Below are 24,649 nucleotides of genomic sequence, written 5' to 3' on the forward strand. Positions count from 1 at the left end.
GTGTTTTTATACTACAAACAGCAAAAAATCATCTACAATAGATTAATACCAACGAATACCCGATTCAACCGTAAAAAAGGCGAATTAGTCTATCAAAAAGTGCCGTACATATATCTTCTTTTTTTTAAAACCATTAGCCACCTACTTTTGAACCAATAAAGAGGTAATGAAAATAAGGTTTTTAATTTGTTCGATTTTTTTGATTTCAATTTTCAATATGAAAGCTCAGGAGAACTTTTCAGTCAGGATGAATGTAAAAACAGAGCCTACTGATAAAATTGATTTTAATGAAACCAATATCGGTTTATCATTCAACAAAAAAATAAGCACCAAAAACAGTATAACAAACACATTAGAATATTCGAATTTGAAAGTCAATTATGAATTAGAAAGTAGCGCGTATGATAATTTGGATCGGTTTAATCAGATTCAGAACAAGTTTGAATTTTCTCATGAAATTTCAAATACAACAAACCTGAATTTTTCGATTATCCCAACAGTTAATTTTCAAAGTAATTTAAGTGCTGATGCTTTTTCCGTTTTAGGAAATTTTGACATTAAACAGCAATTAAGTTCAAATACAAGTATTAACATTGGTATCGCCAGAACAACTGTTTTTGGTTCTCCTAAATTCATGCCCACTCTATCCTTAAACTACAAGGTAAACGAAGAAAGTTCGTTACTGATTGGGTTTCCGGATTCAAAAATTTCATACTCAAACAATATTCGAAACAAGTTTAGTCTGAGTAATAGTTTTAATGGTAATTTTTATCATTTGGATGCTCAGAATAATTTAAATAATAATGCCTCAAAAGCTAGCTTATCGCAAATGACATCGGCACTCGAATATGAAAGAAACGTAGATAAAAACTGGTTTCTGAATTTTAAAGCCGGATATGATTTTGACAAAAAATACAACCTGATCGACAATAGCAATCATAAAGTATATGATTTTAATACCGGTAATGGTTATGTTTTAGGAATTGGCATCAAATACAAACAATAAATAAATTTAATACACTATGAATAATTTTAAAAAAGGAATATTATTCGCGGCATTGTTTTCAGGTCTTATTTTTATAGGCTGCAGCAACGACAATGACGATGATGATTTAATGGGAAACTGGGTAAAAAAATCAGCATTTGATGGCCCTGCAAGATCTAGTGCCACTAGTTTTGTTATTGGAGATTTTGCCTATGTAGCAACAGGCTATACTGGTGATGTATATTTAAAAGATTTATGGGCGTATAACTCTACCGGAGATTATTGGGAACAAAAAGCAGATTTTACGGGTGTTGGCAGAAGTTCTGCTTCGAGTTTCACCCTTAATGATAAAGGTTATGTGGGTCTTGGCTACGATGGGACCAACAAACTAAAAGACTTTTACCAATACGATCCTACAAGCAATAGCTGGACTCAAAAAACTGATTTTGCAGGCACAGGCCGTTATGCTGCTGTAGGTTTTCAGGCTGGTGGAAAAGCATATTTTGGAACTGGTTATGATGGAAATTACTTAAAAGATTTTTATCAATACAACGATCAGACAAATACCTGGACTCTTGTAAACGGATTCAGCGGAAACAAAAGACGTAATGCAACTGCTTTTGTAATTGCAGATAAAGTATATCTTGGAACCGGAATTAATAATGGAGTATATCAGGAAGATTTCTGGGAATTTGATCCTTCTACAGAGGTATGGACCAGAAAACGTGACATCGATAAAGATACTGATGATGATTATTCTTACAATGATGACTACGCAATCGTTCGTTCGAATGCCTCTAGTTTTTCTATGAACGGATTAGGATATGTTGTGGGTGGAGAAAGCATTAAAACAATCTGGGAATATAACCCAACAACCGATTTATGGGTAGAAAAAACGCCTATGGAAGGAGCCAGCAGAACAGATGCTGTTGGATTCGCAATTAATAATCGTGGGTTCTATATGTTAGGAAGAGTAGGTTCTACTTACTTTGATGATGCCTGGGAATTTAAACCTTTAGAAGAGCAAACCAGCGATGACAACTAAGACAAAGATGAAATTCTTCCGGAGTAAAATCCGGAGGAATTTATTATTGGTTTTATTGGTTTTACAATTTACGGCCTGTGCCAGACACGAAACCTTTAAAAGTGAATCTTTTAAAACCACATCAGGCTGGGGATATACAGTTGCTTTTAAAAATAAAATCATTATCAGACAATCTATTATTCCGGTAATAAACGATACTAAAAGTTTTTCAACAGAAGCTGACGCTTTAAAAGTAGCGAATCTGGTAGTAGAGAAACTCAATCAAAAGATATCACCAAGGGTAACCAAAAATGATTTAATTTTATTAAAAATAAAATTATAAATGACACTAGATACCATCAAAAATACAAGTTCAAATAAAATCCTTTTCCATTGCATCATATGGGTTTTCTTTATTCTGACTTCATTAATTCAATTTTATGAAAGTCCGTTTAAGATCAACAATGACTTTTATATACAATGGACTACAGGAATTATTCTATTTTATCTGAATTATTTTTATTTGGTTCCCGTACTACTTTTAGAAAAAAAATACTGGCTTTATTTCATTTTTGTATTTGCTGTTATTTTACTTTTTATGATTATAAGGATCAATTATTTTATCCCCGATTTCTCAGAAGTAAGACATCTCAAAATCAGAAATATGCCTCCGCCCGAAGACTTTAAATTAATGTACAAAGGAACAAGACCAGCTATAATGGCGAGGAGACAACCATTGTTTTTTAAAATTGGGCCTTCATTTTTCTATATTTTAATTATTACCATTAGTGCAATTATTAGAACATTAACCGAGTTTTATAACAACCAACAAAACAAATTAATTGCCGAGACACACAGAACAAATACCGAATTGATTTATTTGCGTAAACAAACCAATCCACATTTTTTATTCAATTCATTAAACAGTATTTATTCCCTGGCACACAAAAAATCTGATTTGGTCCCTGATGCCATCGTAACATTATCAGAATTAATGCGCTATATGCTGTATGAAACGGATAATAAAACGGTGGCTTTAGAAAAAGAAGTCAATTATATCCAGAATTACATTGAGCTGCAAAAACTCAGGCTCAACAATATCGAAGACATTGTTATCAACGTTCATGGTGACACTAAAAATAAATTTATTGAACCTTTACTGTTGATTTCGTTTGTCGAAAATGCCTTTAAATACGGAACTGATTACAAGGGTGCCGCACATGTAAAAATCAAGATTTTCATTTTAGAAAACAGCCTTGATTTCTGGATAGAAAATACAATTGAGAATTATATCAAAGATCCTGACAACTCAGGAATTGGACTGGTAAACATTCAAAACCGACTGGATCTGCTATATCCAAACGCACACGAACTTACCATAGCGCAGGACAATCAATTTTATCGTGTGCATTTGAATTTAAAATTAGATAAAATTCAAACTGCAATACATTAACAAAACTTATTATGGACAGAAAGAAATTCATCCGAAATGGTATTTTAGGAATTGCTTCGTTAGCAACTGCTTCAAAATTATTAGAATCATGTTCTAAAAGTGATAATGATACTACTGGTACAGACGCTTCGGGAGACGGCAGTTGCACCATTTCCCCATCAGAAACCAAAGGCCCCTTCCCTATTAAAACACCAAGTCAGCTGGTTTTAGAAAACATAAAATCTGACCGTGTTGGAGTTGCTTTACTTATCAATTTAGTGATCGAAAATAAAAACAATAACTGTTCACCATTATCAGGTGTGTTAGTTGATGTCTGGCATTGTGATAAAGACGGAAATTATTCCGAATATGGAGGCACGTCGATGCAACAAACTGACTATACTACTGTTCATTTTTTAAGAGGAAGACAAACCACTAATTCAAAAGGAGAAGTTTCCTTTATTTCGATTTTTCCGGGTTGGTATCAGGGCAGGGCACCACATGTGCATGTTGAAGTTTTAAGCAGTACCGGATCATCATTATTGGTGACACAAATTGCCTTTCCTGAAACGGTTTCAAGTACTGTGTATTCAAGTGCGAATTATGTTGCCCACGGTCAGGCTGATACCTCAAATACAAAAGACAACGTTTTCTCAGATAGTTTAGCCAACGAACTAGCAACGCTAACGGGTAATCTGACAGACGGTTACACTTTAAGCAAAACAATTACCGTAAACGGATAGTTTTATCACTACCTGTATTTTATGATAATTTTAAAACTTAATTTACTGGTTTAAAACTACTTTTGACTGCTAGACTGATTTTTCAAACTTAAACTTCAATAAATGAAATGTGTAATTATAGACGATGAACCTTTAGCAGTTGAATTATTAGAAGATTTTGTTCGAAAGGTAGATTCCCTTGAATTGATCAGTACTTTTAATAATGCCATTGATGCAGTTTCATTTATCAATCAAAATAATGTTGATTTGATTTTTCTGGACATTCAGATGCCTCATTTTTCAGGAATTGATTTCTTAAATACGATCGAAAAAAAGCCTTTGGTTATTTTTACAACTGCTTATTCTGATTATGCCGTTGAAGGTTTTAATCTTGGAGCTGTCGATTATTTAGTAAAACCCATTCCGTTTCATCGTTTTTTAAAATCTGTTGTACGTGCACAGCAAGTTCTAAATCCCTCAGCTCCCGTTCAGACCATTTCCGAAAATACAACTGCTCCGGAATTAGAGCAGGACTTTATGTTTGTAAGAGCAGAATATGAAAACGTAAAAATGAATTTTTCGGATATTTTATTTATTGAAGGCCTAAAGGATTATGTCAAAATTTATACTACCGATGGTAAATTTACTTTGACCTTAATCAGTTTAATAAAATTAGAAAATTTACTCTCCAGTAAGGGATTCTCCCGAATTCACAGATCGTATATCATTAACATAAAACATGTAAAATCAATACAAAAAAATAAAGTTTTGATTAGTGACAAACGAATTCCGATTAGCGAAAGTTATAAAAATACTTTTTTCGAAAGAATCAACTTGTAAGTTTTTTAAATTCCAAAAACAAAAAAAATCCAAATTCCAAAATGCCTGAAGTGCTATTTGAATTTGGAATTTTTATTTTGGAGTTTTTGTAATTTTAGTTTATTCTTCGTTTTTAAACCAACCGGAATACATTACATAATTGTTCGAAATACGCTCAATTTCACCGGCAAAGTCTGACTGATCTATGTCTTTTACTTTTTTTGCCGGAACACCCGCATAAATAGTTCCTGAAGCTACTATTGTATTTTGTGTTACAACAGCACCAGCAGCAACAATCGAATTACTTTCTATTACACAATTATCCATTACAATAGCTCCCATTCCTATTAAAACATTGTCATGAATGGTACATCCGTGCACAATAGCATTATGGCCTATTGAAACATTATTTCCTATTATAGTGGGGTGTTTCTGATATGTACAATGAATAATAGCTCCGTCCTGAATATTCACCTTATTTCCTATTGAAATAAAATTAACATCACCCCGAATAACAGCATTAAACCAAACGCTGCAAGAATCTCCAAATACAACATCACCAACAATAGTAGCATTTTCAGCAACATAACAATCTTCTGGAATAGAAGGCGTTTTTCCGTTTACAGATTTAATAAGCATAATATAAATTTAGTTAATCGCCGGACAATTACAATCGTAGCGTCCCTTTTTACAAAACAAATTGATTCCTAAAGTAATTTGATGGTATCCTCCGGTATCAAACTTCACATCACCGGTTACTTGTGAATAGGTATAAGCAAACATAAAATTATTATAATTAACACCTATTATAGGTGTAATGTATTGTAGCTTTTGAGCTGCTACTCCACTTGATGTGCTATATTGTGCACCATCAAAACTTCTTCTGTAAGACAATGCAGCCCATATACTTCCAAAATCCATATTTTTGTAAGCCTTCATATTCAAATCTATGGATTTCTGTTTCGTCTTATCAAATAGTTGAAATAAAACTGATGGTTCCCAGGTAATATTTTCTCTTTTACCAAAAACATATCCGGCACTCAAAAGAAACTTTCTCAAGTTATCACTTTCATAATCCGTATACAATTCTCTTCTGGTTTCAAGTAATCCCTGAACAGTTGCGTGGGCATAAAAATCAAGGTAATTATAGGATGCTCCCACATCAACATTAAAATAAGAATCTTTTTGAATAGCCCCGAAAACAATTGGATCAAAAGTTCCGCCAAATTTCGTCTCATCTAACTGACTCTGAATCAATCCTCCGCTAATACCAAAAGAAAGCTGATTCAAATCTATTTCATCTCTGGAGAACATAATATGATGTGCATAAGTAAGTTTTACTCCTTTTTGCGAATGGTAACCATTTTTATCATTAAAAACAATAATTCCTGCTCCCGATCGCTCTCCTATTCTACCATTAAAAGTCAAGGTTTGAAGTGTGGGTGCATCTTCCTGACCAAACCACTGTTTTCTGGCTGTCAGTCTTATTTTTGCGCAGTTTGCAGCTCCGGCCATTGAAGGGTGAATCAGGTAATAGTTATCTGATAAATAATCTGAATAAACTGGAATTCCTTCTTGCGAATAAGAATAAAATGTAGTGATTAAAAAAACAAATAAAACCCTGATTCTAAATTCCATAAAGGCAATTATGTTTTAGACTCTCCTAATTTAATACGATTTATTTGAAAAGAGTCTTAATTATTTTATTAAAAAACCAAATATAGGTATTAGTAGAAAATAACTTTACTAAATTTGTAAAAAATTATAAATCATGACAAAAATCACCATAAAAGAAACTCAAAATCCAACTATACTAAAGTTTGAATTTGAAGATTTCATTACAAAAAATCAAAATTTCGAATTTAAAAATATTGACGAAGCACAATCATCGCCTTTAGCACAACAATTATTTTATCTTCCGTTTGTAAAAACAGTTTATATCTCAGGAAACTTTATTGCGATCGAGAGATACAGCATTGTAGAATGGGACGATGTAAAAGACGCCGTTGCGGAACAAATTGAATCCTTTGTAGACAAAGGTGGTGTTATTATAAAAATCGACGAAAATCAGCCCAAAAAACAACCTATAACGGTTTACGGAGAAACAACTCCTAATCCTGCAGCTTTAAAATTTGTAGTGAGCAGAATGTTAACCAAAAATGCTGTTGAATATAAAAATATCGATCAGACTGCTTCTTCTCCATTAGCAAAAGAATTGTTTAAATTTCCGTATGTAAAAGAAGTTTTTATTGATGAAAATTACATTTCGGTAACTAAATATGATATCAATGACTGGGATGAGATCACTTTGGAAGTGAGAACTTTCATTAAACAATATATCGAAAACGGAGGAACTGTTTTAGATGAAAGCTTAATTGAAGTCGCTACTAAAAACGATATTACGAAAGATGAAGCATTTGATAAACTAGATGTTACATCGCAACAAATCATTAATATTTTAGAAGAGTATGTAAAACCGGCAGTTGCCGCTGACGGAGGAAATATTGCTTTTGACTCTTATAACGAAAATGACAAAACGGTAAAAGTGATTTTACAAGGGGCTTGTAGCGGTTGTCCTTCTTCGACTTTTACTTTGAAAAGCGGAATCGAAAATATGCTAAAAAGTATGTTGAATGATGAAGCGATTAAAGTAGAAGCTGTAAATGCATAATTATTAGAATTGAAAACACATACAACTTAAGTTCCTTTTGTATGGTTGTAAAGCCTCACTAGCAATGCTTTTGGGGCTTTTTAGTTCTTTTCATTTCTTTTTCCAATTAGATTAAAAAGGCATTCAGCATTATCACCCTGTATTATTGTGAAATTTAAAAAATTGACAACATGTTTTTGTTTGTCAACATAAAATGTTTGATTAGCAATTTCCTGAATATCTTTCATAGGTAATATTGAAACTGTCTTACCACTTTTTAGAGTAACCTGCTCCCTATAATTTTTAAATTGAATTTCCTGATCTTTATTGAGCACAACTTTCAATTTTTTATTGTTCGACATTAGATTACCAAAAGAGTCTGTATACATTACCAATACCTCATCTTCAAATTTTATAGCTCTATTAATTATAAATTTAGCTTCACTTAATTTATTTATAATTACATAATATTCTTCATGATCATAATAAGGAACAACAATTTGAATTCCCTCTACTATTAGTTCGTAATACATAATTTTATTTTTTATTGTTTTGAGTAATTTTTACTTATTCTTCTATTTCCAGAATTCATTGAAGGATTAACTTGTGTTTGACTTTTATTTTTATCCATTTTGTATTTCTCTTTTTTGCTGTCAGATGAATGAAAAATTATTTATAAGAATCATTAAATTCCCTATCACTAGGGTAAATTCTAATACTGTCTACCTTGAGTTTTTCATTATTAAGCATAACCTCTAAATCTCCATTATTAGGGGCTATTTTAACCTGAATTTCATTATCTCCCGTTAAGTTTTTAAAACGGTTAAATATTTCATCCTGATTAAAAAATATTCTGCCTTCAAATTTCTCGCCTTTACCTGTTTCCCAAAAAAACTGAAAAACACTTGGCAATGCCCTGTCGCGTATTTTGTTTTCGAGTAACCAGGGACGCATTAACTGATCTTTCTCTCCATTGTAGTATTCCGTGTTGACTTTAAACAATCTAAAGTTAGGATTATCAGATGTAAATACCGGTTTCCAATTGCATCGCAAACGAAACATATCCCATAAAGCGCAATTGGCATTTGGAACATAAAAATCTTGAGCTAATTCATCAAAACGTTTAGATGAAAAACGCCATGTTTCTAAATATTTCTTTTTAGCACTTTCCAATTCTTTCGGATCAGTAATTACTTTAGCCTGATATCTGCCTATCTCGATAACTGTTAAACCATAGTTAACCCAGACCACCACCATTCCTTTGGGCGCAAAACCAAAAATAAGGCTGGATATACTATGATATGATTTATATGCAGCATCCGCATCACCCATTATATATTGTAGATCACGATCTCCTTCATATTTATATTCTTCTATCGTTTTGTTTTTTACTTCCTGAATAGCGTAATTTCGTCGTACTAAATCCTTCATACGTTCAACCGGAAAATCAATTTTCAACCTGTAAAAAGTATTGTCATAACCTGCATAATAGGTTATGTCTGCTCCAATAGGTGTACCGTGTTGTTCGGTCCACATTTTACCTGAATCACCCCATGTGCCGGATGAGCCTCCGTAAGGCATTCCGGCACTTATGCCTTCAAGGGTAAAAATTTCGTCTTTTACCATATCAACTCTGAATTCATTTGCAGGATGACACATCTCTGCAGTCCACTCCGGTATTTTTTCATTTTTCATTTGACAGCTGCTTATTGGTATGCACACTAAAAAGCATACTATTATTTTTATCCAATTTTTATCCATTGTGTATTTCTCTTTTTTGCTGTCAGATGAATGAAAAATTATTTATAAGAATCATTAAATTCCCTATCACTAGGGTAAATTCGAATACTGTCTACCTTGAGTTTTTCATTATTAAGCACAACCTCTAAATCTCCATTATTAGAGGCTATTTTAACCTGAATTTCATTATCTCCTGTTAAGTTTTTAAAACGGCTAAATATTTCATCCTGATTAAAAAATATTCTGCCTTCAAATTTCTCGCCTTTACCTGTTTCCCAAAAAAACTGAAAAACACTTGGCAAAGCCCTGTCGCGTATTTTGTTTTCGAGTAACCAGGGACGCATTAACTGATCTTTCTCTCCATTGTAGTATTCCGTGTTGACTTTAAACAATCTAAAATTAGGATTATCAGATGTAAATACCGGTTTCCAATTGTATCGTAATCGATACATTTCCCATAAAGCACAATTGGCATTGGGGTTGTATAGTTTCTTCGCCAGTTCATCAAAATATTCAGGGGTAAATCTCCATGTTGCCAAATGTTTATTTTTGGCACTTTCCAATTCTTTCGGATCAGTAATTACTTTAGCCTGATATCTGCCTATCTCGATAACTGTTAAACCATAGTTAACCCAGACCACCACCATTCCTTTGGGCGCAAAACCAAAAATAAGGCTGGATATACTATGATATGATTTATATGCAGCATCCGCATCACCCATTATATATTGTAGATCACGATCTCCTTCATATTTATATTCTTCTATCGTTTTGTTTTTTACTTCCTGAATAGCGTAATTTCGCCGTACCAAATCCTTCATACGCTCAACCGGAAAATCAATTTTTAACCTGTAAAAAGTATTGTCATAACCTGCATAATAGGTTATGTCTGCTCCAATAGGGGTACCATGTTGCTTCGTCCACATTGATCCAGAATCACCCCATGTGCCCGAAGAACTGCCATAAGGCATTCCTGCATGAATACCTTCAAGGGTAATAATTTCGTCTTTTACCATTTGAACTCTGTATTGATTTGCAGGATGACACATCTCTGCAGTCCACTCCGGTATTTTTTCATTTTTCATTTGACAGCTGCTTATTGGTATGCACACTAAAAAGCATACTATTATTTTTATCCAATTTTTATCCATTTTGTTTTTCTCTTTTTTGCTGTCAGATGAATGAAAAATTATTTATAAGAATCATTAAATTCCCTATCACTAGGGTAAATTCTAATACTGTCTACCTTGAGTTTTTCATTATTAAGCATAACCTCTAAATCTCCATTATTAGAGGCTATTTTAACCTGAATTTCATTATCTCCTGTTAAGTTTTTAAAACGGTTAAATATTTCATCCTGATTAAAAAATATTCTGCCTTCAAATTTCTCGCCTTTACCTGTTTCCCAAAAAAACTGAAAAACACTTGGCAAAGCCCTGTCGCGTATTTTGTTTTCGAGTAACCAGGGACGAAACATTTGATTTCTCTCTCCATTATAATACTCGCTATTAACTTCAAATAATCTAAATTTAGGATTATCAGATATAAATACCGGTTTCCAATTGTATCGCAAACGAAACATATCCCATAAAGCACAATTGGTATTGGGGTTGTGTAATTTCTTCGCCAGTTCATCAAAATATTCAGGGGTAAATCTCCATGTTGCCAAATGTTTATTTTTGGCACTTTCCAATTCTTTCGGGTCAGTAATTACTTTAGCCTGATATCTGCCTATCTCGATAACTGTTAAACCATAGTTAACCCAGACCACCACCATTCCTTTGGGCGCAAAACCAAAAACTAAAGAGGACATATTATCATATGATTTATATGCAGCATCCGCATCACCCATTATATATTGTAGATCACGGTCACCTTCATATTTATATTCTTCTATCGTTTTGTTTTTTACTTCACGACTAGCATAATTACGTCTTACCAGATCTTTCATTTTCTCCACCGGAAAATCAATTTTCAACCTGTAAAAAGTATTGTTATAACCTGCATAATAGGTTATGTCTGCTCCAATAGGGGTACCATGTTGCTTCGTCCACATTTTACCTGAATCTCCCCATGTGCCCGAAGAACTGCCATAAGGCATTCCTGCATGAATACCTTCAAGGGTAATAATTTCGTCTTTTACCATGTCAACACTATATTTATTGGCAGGATGACACATTTCGGCAGTCCACTCCGGTATTTTTTCATTTTTCATTTGACAGCTGCTTATTGGTATGCACACTAAAAAGCATACTATTATTTTTATCCAATTTTTATCCATTTTGTATTTCTCTTTTTCTAAATCGACTTTCATAAGCACCATCTTTATTAGGTGCCTGACTTTCGCGGGAACCCAAACCTAATTCGTTTGCTTTTACAGACCAGTGCAGGTATTGGTTCCTTAATTTTTTTAGTGCTTCCTCGTCTATGTAATCGAGATACGATAATTGTTTTAATCTGAACAAATAGTCGCTGTCTATAGAGCTTTTGTCTACCAGATCACCATTGTACATTTCGACATAACTACTGCGTAAATTATTACAGGCGTTCACATACTTATTTAAATTATTGCTTACCGATTTAATAAATTCATTTTTTATACTATGGTTTTCAGTTATGTAATCGCCATCATATTCAACTCCGCTATCTTTAGAAAAGTGAAACATTAGATTGAGTGGAATTTGATCATAAGTATTGTACAAATTGCGTGTCCCAACTACAGCATAATATTCTTCTAAATCCTCTACAGAACCTTTTTTTATTTTATCATCGATATCAGATTTGTGAAGAATACCGGCGTCAATTTGATCCTTTTTATACCAGCCTTCACTAATTACAATTTTTCTTAATTTTTCAACTTCTTTGTCTGAATGGTGAATCATTTTATTATAAAGCGATTCTCTTTTATAGTATAAAACTGAAATTTCTTTTGAGTTGTTTACGTACGAACCTCCTATATCTGAATGTACTCCGGGCAAAGTAAGTTCTAAACCATGCAAACCCGCACTGTCAATATTGGTTAAATCAAAATTTTCGCGATATTCATCATCAGAGGATAACTGCAAAACAAAACGTGCTTTTTTAACGGCGTTCAAATGCAAATCTTTGCTGTCGTTACCATGGTAAAAGCCATGTGAAGCCACAGTATCGTATAAACCAACAAAATTAATTTCGATTTTTTTTATCTTAAAATTATCATTTAATAAGCAGGCAGCAAAGTAACCATGTTGTTCCAGAAGTGGGTTATTTGATACTGTAAGAATATTATTTTTATCCTCCATACCCTCATAAGAGCCTGGTGCAGCTATTTGTACTTTATTATCCGGAAGCTGACTATATACAATGGCAGGACTATTGGCAATATGCAAAAAATGTCGGGCAGCGGTTGCCCCTCGGCTAAACCCAAAGACATTAACTTTTAAAATGTCAATTTCTTTATCATTATATTGTAATAGCATTCCGGGAGCATTTACACAGGCTTTTACCACCTTTGCCACAACTCCACGACTCCCCATACCTAGTGCAACATCCGGAAAAACATCATCACTTTTTTCATCATGTGTACCAATACCTTCTATATAAAGTTTTTTTTGAAAGGCAATATTAGGATCTATTGCGTCATAGCCTCGTGCTACGTTAGAGAAATCATTGGTATAGCTATCATCTTCATGGTTGGATTCTTTATAATATTTTCCTTTCTCGGTATTGGTTTTATTGTTTTGGGTACCATCAAAAAAAATGTTTAAGCTAACATTAAGAGTATTGTCTAATGAATCTTCCGGATGTCCAGGCTCATAATCATTTTCAAAAATACCTTCTTCACCACCATGCCAACGGTTTTTTCCTGCGGCATGAATAGTAAAATCTCCTTCTGTAGCGCGCAAATCCATTGCACCTGTTGTGGTGTTTATCATTTCACCTTCAACAATTCTTAGAATACTCATGATTTACGAATTTGTTGTATTTTCACCACTATACTTGTTTAGATTTTTAAAGGCATGTACATTTATATGTTCTTCGGTACTAATTAGAGAAACCATTTTTGCCATTTCTTTTCTTTCACTCGATTCTGATTCTCTTTTTCCTTTAATAAGTTCTCCAAAATTGCCCATAACCTTAACCATGAAATTAATACCAATCGAAAGAAATTTCGAGCCTGTTATTGTTTCCGTATAATTTCCGCCAACAGTATCCGTTTTGTTAACACCTACATTTGTGGTCAAGTTTTGTCCGGCATTCATAGTAATGTTTCCACCTGCATTGAATGTCATGTTTTTAGGAGCCTCAAATTCCATATTGCCATTACCATCCATCAAATATTTATTGCCGCTTGGGTCCTGAATTAAAACACTTCCATCAGCATCGTTAAAAACAATTATAATTCCGGAACGGGTACGAATTACTTTCATATCATTTTTTGGAGTATTATAACCTGATGATTCCTGCCCGTTATAATGCGTTCCCATGACATACGGATTCTGTGCATTACCTCCTTCAAAGCCCACTAAAACCTCTTCTCCTATTTCGGGAATAAAATAAAAACCTTTTCCTGCTCCTGAGTGTGGCTGAATCATTCTCATCCATTCGCTTGATTTCCCTCCGTTTGCCCAGTAAAAATCTACTTTTACGCGTCCTAATCCTTCCGGATCATTATTGTCTGTTACTTTTGCAGGTTGGGTTTCGGCTTTTGCAAAAGCATGAACATTGGTATAATGTGGTGCTGCTACATCAGCAGGAATTGCTTTGAACTCGCAGGTGTAATTTCCGTGAACCTTAGAATGATGCATTGCTTCAATAACAATCAGCTCGTGTTCTACCGTTTGGTTTACGATAGTGAATACCTGCCCAAGTCCTAGCGGGAAATAAGAGATTCCGCTATAATACACACTATTGGCATCGCTGCCTGCGGTTTGCAATTTGACCATTTCTTCTATCTCGTCTTTGCTTTGGGCGTTATTGGTATAAGCACCAATACTTAACTCAGGTTGTACCACAGTACCCTGATTGTAACCTATTACAGAAGCAAAGCTGTCTTTACTGCCCATTGAGGTTCTCGCTTCTGCTTTTCGAATACCTTCTGCATTATTATAATTATAACCTGCCAAAGATATCTTATGCGAAGCCATAGTAGCCTGGATCTTAAAACTATGCAAAGAAGCACCGTTAATCAGTTTTATTTTACTGGTTTTCGTTTGTCCGAACTGCATTCGCATTCCGTCAAAATAAAACCATTGACCGTAACGGGCTGCTAATCGCTTTAAGAATTCAAAACTGGTTTCGTTATACTGTGCCATGTATTTGAATTCTTTATAATAAGTAGATCGTATAGCATCTCTCTGATAGAACTCTCCGGGACCTTCAGCAAAAATATTCAGGACAATATCATCCATTCCGCGTTGCAGGTAGGTTCGGGATTTTGGCATATCATCCAGAACAATCGTGTGGCTTACTCCTGTTACATGCAATCCTACAGGGCTACCGTGAAGATCAATAGAAACAAGACTAGTAATAATTCCTTTGCTCATTAATTTGATTCCGGTAAGACTCTTGAAAGTAAAAATAACTTCATCACCTAAATAGCTTCTTATCGCTTTAGCCTGATCTGCCGGATTTATTAGTGATTTACCTGTATATTGCCAAACAAATGAAAAATGATGGTGATCCGCCATTTTCTGTGATAGCTCTAAATCATAATAAATAATGTTTTGAGTAAAACTTCCAATAGTAATATGAACCTGGTCTGAAAAATGTGCCATCCTCTTTTGTTTATTTAATTAATTGGCTGATATATCATTTAAGTAAAATAAAACTTTTGCAACTAATCATTAAGCCCCTATAGGACTTATATATATTAGAATAAGACTTTTCTCCAAAAATCTCATACACATTTAATTATCAACAAGTTATTTTGATTTTTTTTTCTTAAAATCCTCAAAAAATAGTTAATATTGTATTCTAAACCAATCAATATAAAACTATGGGATTATCTTCATTTTTCAAGAATTTATTTGGCACAGCCAAAGATTCTGCGAGCGATTTGGCTGCACAAGCCGAAACTAAATTTGAACAAGCCAAGGAAGTTGCCGCACCTTATATTGATAAGGCAGAAACTTTTGCAGAAGAAACCATAGCGAAAGCAAAAGAAGCTTCTGAACCCATACTTGACAGCGCAACAGAATATGCCCATCAGGCAAAAGATATCGTAAGCGAATATGTTGAAAAAGCTTCAGGTTCAATAAGTGATGTAATCAATTCTATAAAAGAAAAAGCGACTGAAGTTTCCGGAACCACCAAAACTATTGTGTCAGAAACAGTAACAGATACTACCGAAAAAACTGTAACTGTAATAGAAAAACCTACTGATAACGTTTCTTAGAAGGAATAGAAACTCTTTTTTCTTATAAAAATAAATATCTCTATATTTGCAGTACTAATACACCTTCTCTTTGAGAAGGTTTTTTTATTCGAAAAATATGAACATGAATCCAGAACAAGTTAGCAATTACGTTACTAAATTTATTGACGTATTAGTTGATTATTCCCCTAAATTAATCTCCGCATTTATTATTTTATTTGTTGGTATTTATGCTATCAGATTAATAAACAGAATTATTACAAAGGTGATGATCAAAAGAAATTTAGATCCTACCTTAACAAGGTTTCTTTCGGACATCTTAATATGGGCTCTCCGAATTTTATTATTCGTAACAGTAATTGACAAACTTGGAATTGGAACTTCGTCATTTGTCGCCATTTTAGGAGCAATGGGACTTGCAGTAGGTTTATCATTGCAAGGTTCACTTTCTAATTTTGCCGGAGGAATGCTAATTATCGTTTTCAAACCTTTTAAAGTTGGTGATACGATCGAATCACAAGGTGTTATTGCAACAGTAGTAGAAATTCAAATTTTTGTAACTAAAATGCTTACGGGTAATAATCAGACTGTCTTTGTACCAAACGGTGCTTTATCCAACGGAACTATTATCAATTACTCCATGCAGGGAGAAAGAAAAGCCGATTTGACTTTTTCAATTTCTTACGATTCAGACATTAAAAAAACAAAAGATATTCTTTTAGATGTTTTAATCAAAAATCCTAAAGTCCTTAAAAAGCCGGCTCCGGAAGTTTTCGTAAAAAACTTAACGGCTGCTTCTATAGATTTTGCAGTACGTCCCTGGGCGACAAATGCAAATTATGGAGCTGTTGTTTCTGAGACCTTAGAAAATTGCAAACTGGCTCTAGATGAAGCAGGTATTTCGATTCAGCCCTATACCATCCAAAAATAAGATAATCTGTTATTTTTTTGATGGAGGTGCCATAAAATCTTTTAAATAATACGGTTCAAAATAAGCGACATCTACAGTGTCGCTTTTTTGATATTTATCGTAACTGATTTTGCTCATCGCAGCAGCCGAAGGATATTTAATTTCTTCTAAAAATACAAAGTTTCCTTTAGTTAAAACTGTTTTGCATTTATCTGCACAATCACCAACAAAATAAATTGTTTCTGTATAGGATGAAAAAGAATCCTCTGTAATAACTTCAGCCTCAATTGGTCTTTCAACTTCTAAATTAGCATTAAAAACGGCACTGTAGACCTCCATTCTTCTTGCATCGATCATCGGAATAATTTTCCCATCTGAAACATTTGCCTGAGAAGCTAATGTCTGCAAAGTATCCACTGCAATCAACGGAATATTTAGTGCATAACATAATCCTTTTGCTGCCGAAACTCCAATACGCAAACCTGTGTAAGAACCCGGGCCCTGACTTACAGCAATTGCAATTAAGTCCTGAACCGAAATTCCCGCTTCGGCAAGTACTTCTTCAATAAAAACATGTAGTTTTTCAGCATGAGAATAGCCTTCTTCAGCAGTTTCTTTACACACTATTGTTTCTCCATTTTTAGCAATGGATACGGAGCAATTTTTAGTAGCAGTTTCTATATTGAGAATAAAAGGCAAAATGTTTATTTTTTTTTAATTAATTATTCATATCAGGCTAAACAAGTCGAAACTTTCAAACTAAAAAAGGACTTCGACTTCGCTTAGCCTGACAATATTTTAAAGATATACTTTGTTTATTTCTTAGGCAAATCTGCTTTTTTAAGCTTGACTTTATCTCCTGAATTCAGGTCTTTAGAGACTGTCGTATAAGGCCCCGTAATCACAACATCCCCAGATTTTAATCCTGACATTACTTCTATATTTGTATCGTCCTGAATACCAGTTTTAATGATCCTGATTTTAGCTTTATCACCTACTTTTACAAAAACACATTCGAATTTTTTATCGCTTTTTGTTGCTGCTTTTTTATCATCTTTTGGATCTTCAACTTTAAAATCTTTTACAGCAGTAGTATCTGATTTTACCACAACAGCACTAATTGGCACTGCCAGAACATTATTTTTTGTTTTTGTAATAATATCAACCGTCGCTGTCATCCCTGGTCTAAAAGGAGAATAAGTACTTGGTTGTCCTTCTAATAAATCCTGATAAGATTCTTTCAGAATACGAACTTTAACTTTAAAATTGGTTACCTGGTCTGATGTTAAAGTTGTACTTGCTGAGTTAGAAATACTAGTTACAGTACCTTTAAATTTCTTTTTTAAATACGCATCAACTTCAACATTGGCTTCATCTCCAATTTTTACTTTTACAATATCATTTTCGTTCACATCCACTTCAACTTCCATATTGTTCAGGTTGGCTACTCTTAAAAGTTCTGTTCCCGCCATTTGTTGCGTTCCCAACACACGCTCTCCTAATTCAACATTTAAAACTGAAATTGTTCCATCAGCAGGAGCATAAATCAAGGTACGTCCTAAATTATCCTTTGCTTCTGTAACTGATGCCGAAGCACTCTGAACATTATAATAAGCATTTTGTCTCGTTGCTTTTGCTACTTCATAAGTAGAAATAGCTTTATCCCAATCTGATTTTGAGATTACACCTTTATCATATAATGTTTTATTACGCTCGTAACTTGCTTTTGCTTCTTTATAACTAGCTTCAGATTGTGTCAAACCTGCTTTAGTTCCTGATAAATTTGCAACAGATCTGTCTAAGCCTGAAGTATATAAATCCGGATTTATTTTAACGAGCAGATCTCCTTTTTTAACAACTTGTCCTTCTTTTACATTTAATGCAATAATTTCACCCGAAACCATTGAGGAAAGCTTCACCTCTATTTCCGGCTGAATTTTACCCGTTGCTGAAACTGTCTCAACAATGGTTGAAGCTAAAACCTTTGAAATTTCTACTTCTTTTCCTTCATCTTTATTTCCAATTACTCCTGCTTTAGAAAGACCAATTAAAGCTGCGATAAGAACTACTGCACCACCAAGTAAGAAATAAATTGTTTTTTTTGACATAATAAATTATTTTGTGATAATTGGGACAATTGGAATTCCAAAGTAGAATTCAAGTATTTTTATTTTAAACATGTAATCGTATTTTGTTCTGATAACATCTGACTGTGCATTGGTTAACAATGTTTGCGCCTGAGTAAAGTCAAATGAATTCATCAAACCTACATCGTACTTTTCTTTAGCATAATTATAAGCCTGTTGTCTTGCCTCTAATGTTACTGTTGACGATTCATAAGTATTCAAAGCGCCTTTTGCATCTGTAAAAGCGGTATAAACGTTACGTTGCAAATCTAAACTTTTTTGTTCTAAATCTATTTTAGATTTCTCTAAACTTACCTTACTTCTTTCTACGTTATTTCTAACTGAAAAACCATTAAAAATTGGAACATTCAATTGAAAACCAAAATTGTGTCCTTTATTATCACTAAACTGATCTAAAACAGAATGTGGCCCTCCATAAACCGGGTTTCCGCTACCATCTGTTCCAACAATTCTATCACTGTAACTTGCACTTGTACTAAACTGATAAAACCCCCTAAGCGTAGGCTGAAAAGCACCTCGTGCGATAGCAACACTTTTCTCTGCAATTTCCAGATTCGTTTGTGCCAGCTTCAATTCTGTTCTTATTTCTTTTGCTTTATTGTAAATATCAGTTGGAGTTTGTGCCAGAATATTATTTTCATCCTTTGCATTTGTATCATCTACAACATCAAAATCTGCAAACTCTTTCAATTGTAAAAGTTGTGCTAAACTTAATTTAGAAATTAACAAACTATTTTCAGCCATAATTATAGCTTGCTGATCAGTGGCTTCAGTGGCTTTCAAATCATATAAATCGCCACGCGGAATTGTTCCTGCATTAACCATTTCCTGAGAACGAGCCAAACGTTTTTGATCAATCAGTAATTGTTCTTTTTTTACTTTTAAATTTTCTTTGTTAAAAAGAATTTCCAAAAATGCATTAGCTACATTTAATGAAATATCTTCCTGCATTTTCAACAATTGATATTGTGATGCTATAATAGAAAGTTTAGCTCTTCGATAGGTATTTTGATTTTGCAGACCTTTATAAATATCAACCCCTGCATTAACTCCTAATGAAGAATATTGTGTTGTTTGAGTAGTAGCAATATTGGTCACCGGATTAACGTTCAAACCAATATTCCAGGAATGAGAAGCATTTCCGCTTACTGATGGAAGATAACTTCCTAATGCTCCCTTTTTATCAATTGCCGCATTTTTAACGTCTAACTCCGATAATTTTATAGTTATATTATTGTCCAATGCATAACGTACACATTCTTCTAATGTCCATTGTTTTGATTGTGCCTGAGCTGATAAACCAAACCCAAATAGCATGGCAAAAACAAGACTATTATATTTATTTATTTTCATAGATTTTGAATGAAAGCATAGCAAAAAGATGCTACGCAAATTTAACATTTTTTAAAACCAAAACTCTTTTATACTTTCAGATTATTTTTTTTCACCTTCATTTATCAAACCCTGATTCCAGATTTTGATTTTATCCGTATTTTTAAGTCCGCTTTTGACCTGAACATAAATTCCGTCACTAACTCCTAAGACCAAATCTCTTCTTTGAAATTTTTGAGCAGCAGTTTCTATTTCAACGTATGGTTTTTGCGTTTTTTTATCAAATTGAACTAATGATTCTTTTATTGCCAGAACCTTATCTGCTTTCTCTAAAATAATAGAAGCATTTGCACTTAAGCCGGCTCTAATAAAAGTGGCATCCCTGTTTTCTAATCTTGCTTTTATTTCAAACTGAATAGCACCGTTCTCTACAACTCCTTTTGGAGCTATATCAGTCAAAACAGCTTCGAACTTTTTATTTTCGATGGCTCCAACTGTAATCTCAATAGGCATTTTTTCTTTGATTTTCCCTACTTCAGATTCATCAATTTTTCCAATAAAAATCATTCTTCCAACATCTGCAACACTTGCAATTGTAGTTCCTTCATTAAAGTTATTACTTTCAATAACCTGATTTCCAACCTTTACAGGAACTGCTAAAACCATTCCGGTTACTGTTGAACGAATTAGGGTATTTGCATAACTTCCTAATGATGTTGTTGTTCCTGTTTTTACGATATCTAAGCTTTGTCTTGCAGCCTGATAATTTTGTTTTGCCTGTGTATAAGCTAGTTGAGCCGCATCAAAATCATTAGCAGAGATAACATCTTTATCAAACAAAGTCTTTTGTCTTTTATAAATTTTCTCCTGATTGTCTAAAGCAATTTTAGCCGTTTGTACCTGATTTTGAGTGTTACTAACATTAGACACATTAGCCACAACTCTAATTTTAGCAATCATATCGCCAGCTTTGATTTTCTCTCCTGCTTTGATATACACTTCTTCGATAATACCTGAGATGTTTGGCTTGATTAGAACTTCCTCATCAGGCTGAATGTTACCGGTTGCAATTGCCGTTTTTACGATCGTTTTAACCTCTGCCTTTTCAGTTTGAAAAACAATTGGAGATTGTTGATTTTTAGCATACAGATAATATAGTGCGCCAAAGAAAACTATAGCAATGAAGATTAAAATGGTTACGGTTACTCCTTTTTTCATTTTGTTTTTGGTTTAATCGATTATATTTTGATTGATAATTTATTCTGTTCGTAAAGCGTCTACGGGTTTTACACTAATTGCCGTCTGTGCCGGAATAAATCCTGCCAGCAAACCTGATCCTACTAATATTAATAAGGCTACAAATACAACTCTTAAATCTACGCTTGGGTTAGCAAACATAGTATTATTTCCTGCTGGCATTGAATCTAAAAACATATTCAGGAGTGCAACAACACCGGTTGCTACAGCAACACCAAACATCCCTGAGATAATAGTCAAAAATATCGATTCGGATAAGATCTGACCACGAATTGCACCCGGTGTAGCTCCTAAAGCCCTGCGAATTCCGATTTCTTTAGTACGTTCTTTGACTACAATCAGCATAATATTAGAGATTCCGATTACACCGGAAATCAGCACTAAAGATCCTACAAAATAAGCAATGAAATTTAAGATATCAAACAAACTTTGCACTTTTCCAAATTGTTCATACATATCATAATTTCCCACAGCACGATCGTCCTTGGGATGTATAGAATGAAGTATCCTCATCTGATCCAGAATTTTTGGTTTCAGATCTGTAATCGAAACTTCATCTCTTGCTGTAATAGCCATCCAGCCTACTTTGTCTCCATAATTAAATGCTTGCTGAAAAGTAGTAAAGGGCACAAATATATTCTTTTGTTCTTGTTCTGCATTCCCACCTGTTTGTTTCGATTTATAAACTCCCACCACCATAAAATTGATTCCGTTGATTTTTAAATACGTTCCAACAGCTTCTTCTTCTTTTCCGTAAAGCTCGCTAATCACTCCTTTTCCAATCACCGCTACTTTTCGTCTTTCCAGAATATCTTGTTGATTTACAAAACGCCCTTTTATGATATCCATTGGCTGTTGTTTAATTAGTTCAGGATAATCTCCATAAACAGAAAAAGCCGATGTTTTTGTACCACGTACCACATTATTCGTTCCGTTATTAGAATCTCCCAATTGATTTCTGGGCGAAACATATAACAAATCCGGAAAAGCAGCTTTTAAGGCCGCAACATCACTATTTCTAAAATCATAACGACGTGTTTTAGGTAAACCTTTATAGGCTTTTGAGGTAGTCTGACTCCACATAAACATTGTATTAGTCGCTATTCCGTCAAAATCCTTTTTTACTCCATTTTCAAGTCCCTTTCCAACAGCAAGCAATATTACCAAGATAAAAATTCCCCAAAACACTCCAAATGCAGTCAGGACTGTTCTGAAAACGTTGGCTGTTAAAGCCTCTAAAATCTCGTCCCAATTATCTTTCTTAAACATAATTATTCGTCTCTAAGTGCTACAATAGGTTTTATTTTGGCTGCTCTGTATGCCGGAAAAAATCCAGCCATTGCACCCGCAAAGACAAGCAATGCCAATGTGGTTAACGCTACACTGAAATCTACTGAAGGATTCTGAAAATATTCACTTTGAATCATTGGACCTACAAATTCTAACAATAACAAACTTGCCAGTAATCCAACAAAACCAGCAATAGTAGTAATAAAAATAGATTCATGAAGTATCATCGAAATGATAGAAAACGGTGATGCGCCTAACGCTTTTCTGATCCCGATTTCTTTCGTTCTTTCCTTTACTATAATAAGCATGATATTACTTACTCCTACTACTCCTGCAATAATAGTACAAATACCAACCCACCAGAAAAACAATCTGATATAAAGATTTAGGTCATAAAATTTTTTTCCTTCTTCTACAGAATTATAAACCCCAACACCGCCATCATCATTAGGGGCTACCGTATTTCTGCTTTTAAGTAAATCCTTTAAATCCTGGGTAAATTTCTGTGATTGTGCCAGTGCCGCATCATAATCATCTGTTTTTTTTAAGGTAAAAAACAAATTACTTATTTTATCCCCGCCTCCATAAGCCCTTTGTACAGTTGTCTTAGGCAAATAAGCCCTCGCTTCTTCTCTTTCACCTCCGGGATCTGTAAAAACTCCTACTACTTTGAAATTGATATTGTTAATTAAAATTTCCTTCCCTAACGGATCTTTATCTTTAAACAAATCTGTTTTAACTTTCATCCCAATAGTAGCTACTTTCTCATTATTGGCAAGATCTTTACTATTTATAAATCGACCTTGAACAATAGTCAGATTTTCTACACCGGCGTAGTCCGGATCTACGCCTCTGTACTGATAATTTCCAGATTCTTTACCGTAAGAAAAAGCACCTCCCCAGAAATTATAAGTAGCAGCCCTTAGATCTAATTTATCTTCAAATTTCTGTACTGATTCTTTATAATCTCCATCTCTAAATTGAATTTGTCTCCCTGGATTTAATCCTTTATACGCTTTTGTTGTACTACCGGACCAAACTTCAATAATTCCAACAGCATCACGTTCGAATTGTTTTTGAATTCCGTTTTGAAGTCCCTGACCTGCACCAAGCAAAATCACCAAAATAAAAATACCTGAAGCTACAGAAACTCCGGTAAGAAATGTTCTTAGCCTGTTTTTTGAGATTGCCTCAAATATTTCCTGCCAACGCTCAATATTAAACATAAGATGAAGCTCTAACTTGTTCTACCATTTTATCATCGATAATCAATCCGTCTTTCAGGACTACATTTCTTTTGCACATTGCGGCAATATCTGGCTCGTGTGTCACAATCAAAATTGTTTTACCTTCATCATTAATTCCCTGAATAAGTTCCATAACTTCATAAGAAGTTTTAGTATCCAAAGCTCCTGTTGGCTCATCGGCTAATAAAACTTTAGGATTTGATGCCAAAGCTCTTGCGATTGCTACACGCTGTTTTTGACCTCCTGATAATTCGTTTGGTAAATGATGAGAATGTGACCCTAAGCCAACTTTCTCTAAATATTTCATGGCAATCTCGTAACGTTCTTTTCGTTTTATACCTTGATAATATAAAGGCATAGCAACATTATCCAGTGCCGTTTTATAATTTATTAAATTGAAGGATTGAAATACAAATCCCAAAAACTTATTTCGATATCTTGATGCTATCGTTTCATTCAAATTTTTTATGGGTGTTTTATCTAAAATATAACTACCAGAATCTGCTTCATCGAGAATTCCTAAAATATTTAAAAGTGTCGATTTTCCTGATCCTGAGGATCCCATAATCGCAACTAATTCGCCTTCTTCGATATTAAAATTAATTCCTTTTAACACATGCAATGCTGAATTTCCCATTTTATAGGACTTATGTAAATCTTTGATTTCGATCATGGTATTGTTAAATTTTAAAACAATAATAACATTTTTATTAAGTAATTTATGATAATGAAACGTTAA

24 protein-coding genes are annotated in these 24,649 nt (G+C 33.8%); 9 read left to right on the top strand and 15 right to left on the bottom strand.

The features are described 5' to 3' along the window. Nucleotides 1-217 precede the first annotated feature (217 nt). The 6 genes from ACQY44_RS09295 (at nucleotide 218) to ACQY44_RS09320 (ending at nucleotide 5,003) form a co-directional block, all read left to right on the top strand. The gene (locus ACQY44_RS09295; RefSeq protein ID WP_428230093.1) at nucleotides 218-1,006 is read left to right on the top strand and encodes a DUF6268 family outer membrane beta-barrel protein; all 789 of its coding nucleotides are present in this window, start codon (nucleotides 218-220) and stop codon (nucleotides 1,004-1,006) included. A gap of 16 nt (nucleotides 1,007-1,022) precedes the next feature. After that, the gene (locus ACQY44_RS09300; RefSeq protein ID WP_428230094.1) at nucleotides 1,023-2,030 is read left to right on the top strand and encodes a Kelch repeat-containing protein; all 1,008 of its coding nucleotides are present in this window, start codon (nucleotides 1,023-1,025) and stop codon (nucleotides 2,028-2,030) included. Beyond that, the gene (locus tag ACQY44_RS09305) at nucleotides 2,020-2,352 is read left to right on the top strand and encodes a DUF4907 domain-containing protein (protein ID WP_428230095.1); all 333 of its coding nucleotides are present in this window, start codon (nucleotides 2,020-2,022) and stop codon (nucleotides 2,350-2,352) included. Before ACQY44_RS09300 ends, ACQY44_RS09305 begins: the two co-directional genes overlap by 11 nt. Then, nucleotides 2,353-3,462, top strand: coding sequence for a sensor histidine kinase (locus ACQY44_RS09310; RefSeq protein WP_428230096.1), 1,110 nt, complete (start codon nucleotides 2,353-2,355; stop codon nucleotides 3,460-3,462). Between the two features lie 11 nt (nucleotides 3,463-3,473). Continuing rightward, nucleotides 3,474-4,184, top strand: coding sequence for an intradiol ring-cleavage dioxygenase (locus tag ACQY44_RS09315; protein ID WP_428230097.1), 711 nt, complete (start codon nucleotides 3,474-3,476; stop codon nucleotides 4,182-4,184). 102 nt (nucleotides 4,185-4,286) lie between these two features. Next, nucleotides 4,287-5,003 carry a LytR/AlgR family response regulator transcription factor gene (locus tag ACQY44_RS09320; RefSeq protein WP_428230098.1) on the top strand — a complete coding sequence of 239 codons (717 nt, stop codon included), beginning with the start codon at nucleotides 4,287-4,289 and terminating at the stop codon, nucleotides 5,001-5,003. Between the two features lie 99 nt (nucleotides 5,004-5,102). On the opposite strand, the gene ACQY44_RS09325 is transcribed toward ACQY44_RS09320, so the two are convergent. Further along, on the bottom strand, nucleotides 5,103-5,621 hold the full coding sequence (locus tag ACQY44_RS09325) for a gamma carbonic anhydrase family protein (RefSeq protein ID WP_428230099.1): 519 nt from the start codon (nucleotides 5,619-5,621) through the stop codon (nucleotides 5,103-5,105). A gap of 9 nt (nucleotides 5,622-5,630) precedes the next feature. Continuing rightward, nucleotides 5,631-6,620: a PorP/SprF family type IX secretion system membrane protein gene (locus tag ACQY44_RS09330; protein ID WP_428230100.1), complete on the bottom strand. Its 990-nt coding sequence runs from the start codon at nucleotides 6,618-6,620 to the stop codon at nucleotides 5,631-5,633. A gap of 133 nt (nucleotides 6,621-6,753) precedes the next feature. On the opposite strand from ACQY44_RS09330, the gene ACQY44_RS09335 reads away from it, so the two are divergent. Further along, nucleotides 6,754-7,653, top strand: coding sequence for a NifU family protein (locus ACQY44_RS09335; RefSeq protein WP_428230101.1), 900 nt, complete (start codon nucleotides 6,754-6,756; stop codon nucleotides 7,651-7,653). Nucleotides 7,654-7,733: 80 nt separating this feature from the next. Here ACQY44_RS09335 and ACQY44_RS09340 read toward each other — a convergent pair whose 3' ends face one another. The 6 genes from ACQY44_RS09340 to ACQY44_RS09365 form a co-directional block, all read right to left on the bottom strand. Next, nucleotides 7,734-8,165, bottom strand: a complete 432-nt coding sequence (locus ACQY44_RS09340) for a hypothetical protein (RefSeq protein WP_428230102.1) — start codon at nucleotides 8,163-8,165, stop codon at nucleotides 7,734-7,736. Between the two features lie 136 nt (nucleotides 8,166-8,301). After that, nucleotides 8,302-9,327 (bottom strand): DUF2931 family protein, encoded by a 1,026-nt coding sequence (locus ACQY44_RS09345; RefSeq protein ID WP_428230103.1) that lies wholly within the window; start codon nucleotides 9,325-9,327, stop codon nucleotides 8,302-8,304. Between the two features lie 104 nt (nucleotides 9,328-9,431). Next, nucleotides 9,432-10,457, bottom strand: coding sequence for a DUF2931 family protein (locus ACQY44_RS09350; RefSeq protein WP_428230104.1), 1,026 nt, complete (start codon nucleotides 10,455-10,457; stop codon nucleotides 9,432-9,434). Nucleotides 10,458-10,561: 104 nt separating this feature from the next. Further along, nucleotides 10,562-11,587, bottom strand: coding sequence for a DUF2931 family protein (locus ACQY44_RS09355; RefSeq protein ID WP_428230105.1), 1,026 nt, complete (start codon nucleotides 11,585-11,587; stop codon nucleotides 10,562-10,564). Between the two features lie 58 nt (nucleotides 11,588-11,645). Continuing rightward, a complete protein-coding gene (locus tag ACQY44_RS09360) occupies nucleotides 11,646-13,316 on the bottom strand; it encodes a phospholipase effector Tle1 domain-containing protein (protein WP_428230106.1) in 1,671 nt (556 codons plus the stop codon). Between the two features lie 3 nt (nucleotides 13,317-13,319). Continuing rightward, nucleotides 13,320-15,128, bottom strand: coding sequence for a type VI secretion system Vgr family protein (locus tag ACQY44_RS09365; RefSeq protein WP_428230107.1), 1,809 nt, complete (start codon nucleotides 15,126-15,128; stop codon nucleotides 13,320-13,322). A gap of 221 nt (nucleotides 15,129-15,349) precedes the next feature. Between ACQY44_RS09365 and ACQY44_RS09370 the strand changes: the two genes are divergently transcribed. Continuing rightward, nucleotides 15,350-15,748, top strand: a complete 399-nt coding sequence (locus tag ACQY44_RS09370) for a YtxH domain-containing protein (RefSeq protein WP_428230108.1) — start codon at nucleotides 15,350-15,352, stop codon at nucleotides 15,746-15,748. Between the two features lie 97 nt (nucleotides 15,749-15,845). Then, nucleotides 15,846-16,658 (top strand): mechanosensitive ion channel family protein, encoded by an 813-nt coding sequence (locus tag ACQY44_RS09375; RefSeq protein WP_428230109.1) that lies wholly within the window; start codon nucleotides 15,846-15,848, stop codon nucleotides 16,656-16,658. A gap of 9 nt (nucleotides 16,659-16,667) precedes the next feature. Here the strand turns inward: ACQY44_RS09375 and tsaB are convergent, their stop codons facing one another. The 7 genes from tsaB to ACQY44_RS09410 all read right to left on the bottom strand — a co-directional run bounded on the left by tsaB (nucleotide 16,668) and on the right by ACQY44_RS09410 (nucleotide 24,583). After that, entirely contained in the window at nucleotides 16,668-17,336 is a 669-nt protein-coding gene (gene tsaB / locus ACQY44_RS09380; protein WP_428230110.1) for a tRNA (adenosine(37)-N6)-threonylcarbamoyltransferase complex dimerization subunit type 1 TsaB, read from the bottom strand. Between the two features lie 116 nt (nucleotides 17,337-17,452). Beyond that, complete coding sequence (locus tag ACQY44_RS09385; protein WP_428230111.1) at nucleotides 17,453-18,745, bottom strand: efflux RND transporter periplasmic adaptor subunit; 1,293 nt, start codon at nucleotides 18,743-18,745, stop codon at nucleotides 17,453-17,455. A gap of 6 nt (nucleotides 18,746-18,751) precedes the next feature. Continuing rightward, nucleotides 18,752-20,137: a TolC family protein gene (locus ACQY44_RS09390; RefSeq protein WP_428230112.1), complete on the bottom strand. Its 1,386-nt coding sequence runs from the start codon at nucleotides 20,135-20,137 to the stop codon at nucleotides 18,752-18,754. Between the two features lie 81 nt (nucleotides 20,138-20,218). After that, nucleotides 20,219-21,334 (bottom strand): efflux RND transporter periplasmic adaptor subunit, encoded by a 1,116-nt coding sequence (locus ACQY44_RS09395; protein ID WP_428230113.1) that lies wholly within the window; start codon nucleotides 21,332-21,334, stop codon nucleotides 20,219-20,221. Nucleotides 21,335-21,373: 39 nt separating this feature from the next. Then, nucleotides 21,374-22,642 carry an ABC transporter permease gene (locus ACQY44_RS09400; protein ID WP_428230114.1) on the bottom strand — a complete coding sequence of 423 codons (1,269 nt, stop codon included), beginning with the start codon at nucleotides 22,640-22,642 and terminating at the stop codon, nucleotides 21,374-21,376. Nucleotides 22,643-22,644: 2 nt separating this feature from the next. Then, nucleotides 22,645-23,889 carry an ABC transporter permease gene (locus tag ACQY44_RS09405; RefSeq protein ID WP_428230115.1) on the bottom strand — a complete coding sequence of 415 codons (1,245 nt, stop codon included), beginning with the start codon at nucleotides 23,887-23,889 and terminating at the stop codon, nucleotides 22,645-22,647. After that, the gene (locus ACQY44_RS09410; RefSeq protein ID WP_428230116.1) at nucleotides 23,882-24,583 is read right to left on the bottom strand and encodes an ABC transporter ATP-binding protein; all 702 of its coding nucleotides are present in this window, start codon (nucleotides 24,581-24,583) and stop codon (nucleotides 23,882-23,884) included. The genes ACQY44_RS09405 and ACQY44_RS09410 overlap by 8 nt, the downstream gene beginning before the upstream one ends. Nucleotides 24,584-24,649: the final 66 nt, after the last annotated feature.

It is taken from the genome of Flavobacterium sp., assembly GCF_965277525.1.
GTDB lineage: Bacteria > Bacteroidota > Bacteroidia > Flavobacteriales > Flavobacteriaceae > Flavobacterium.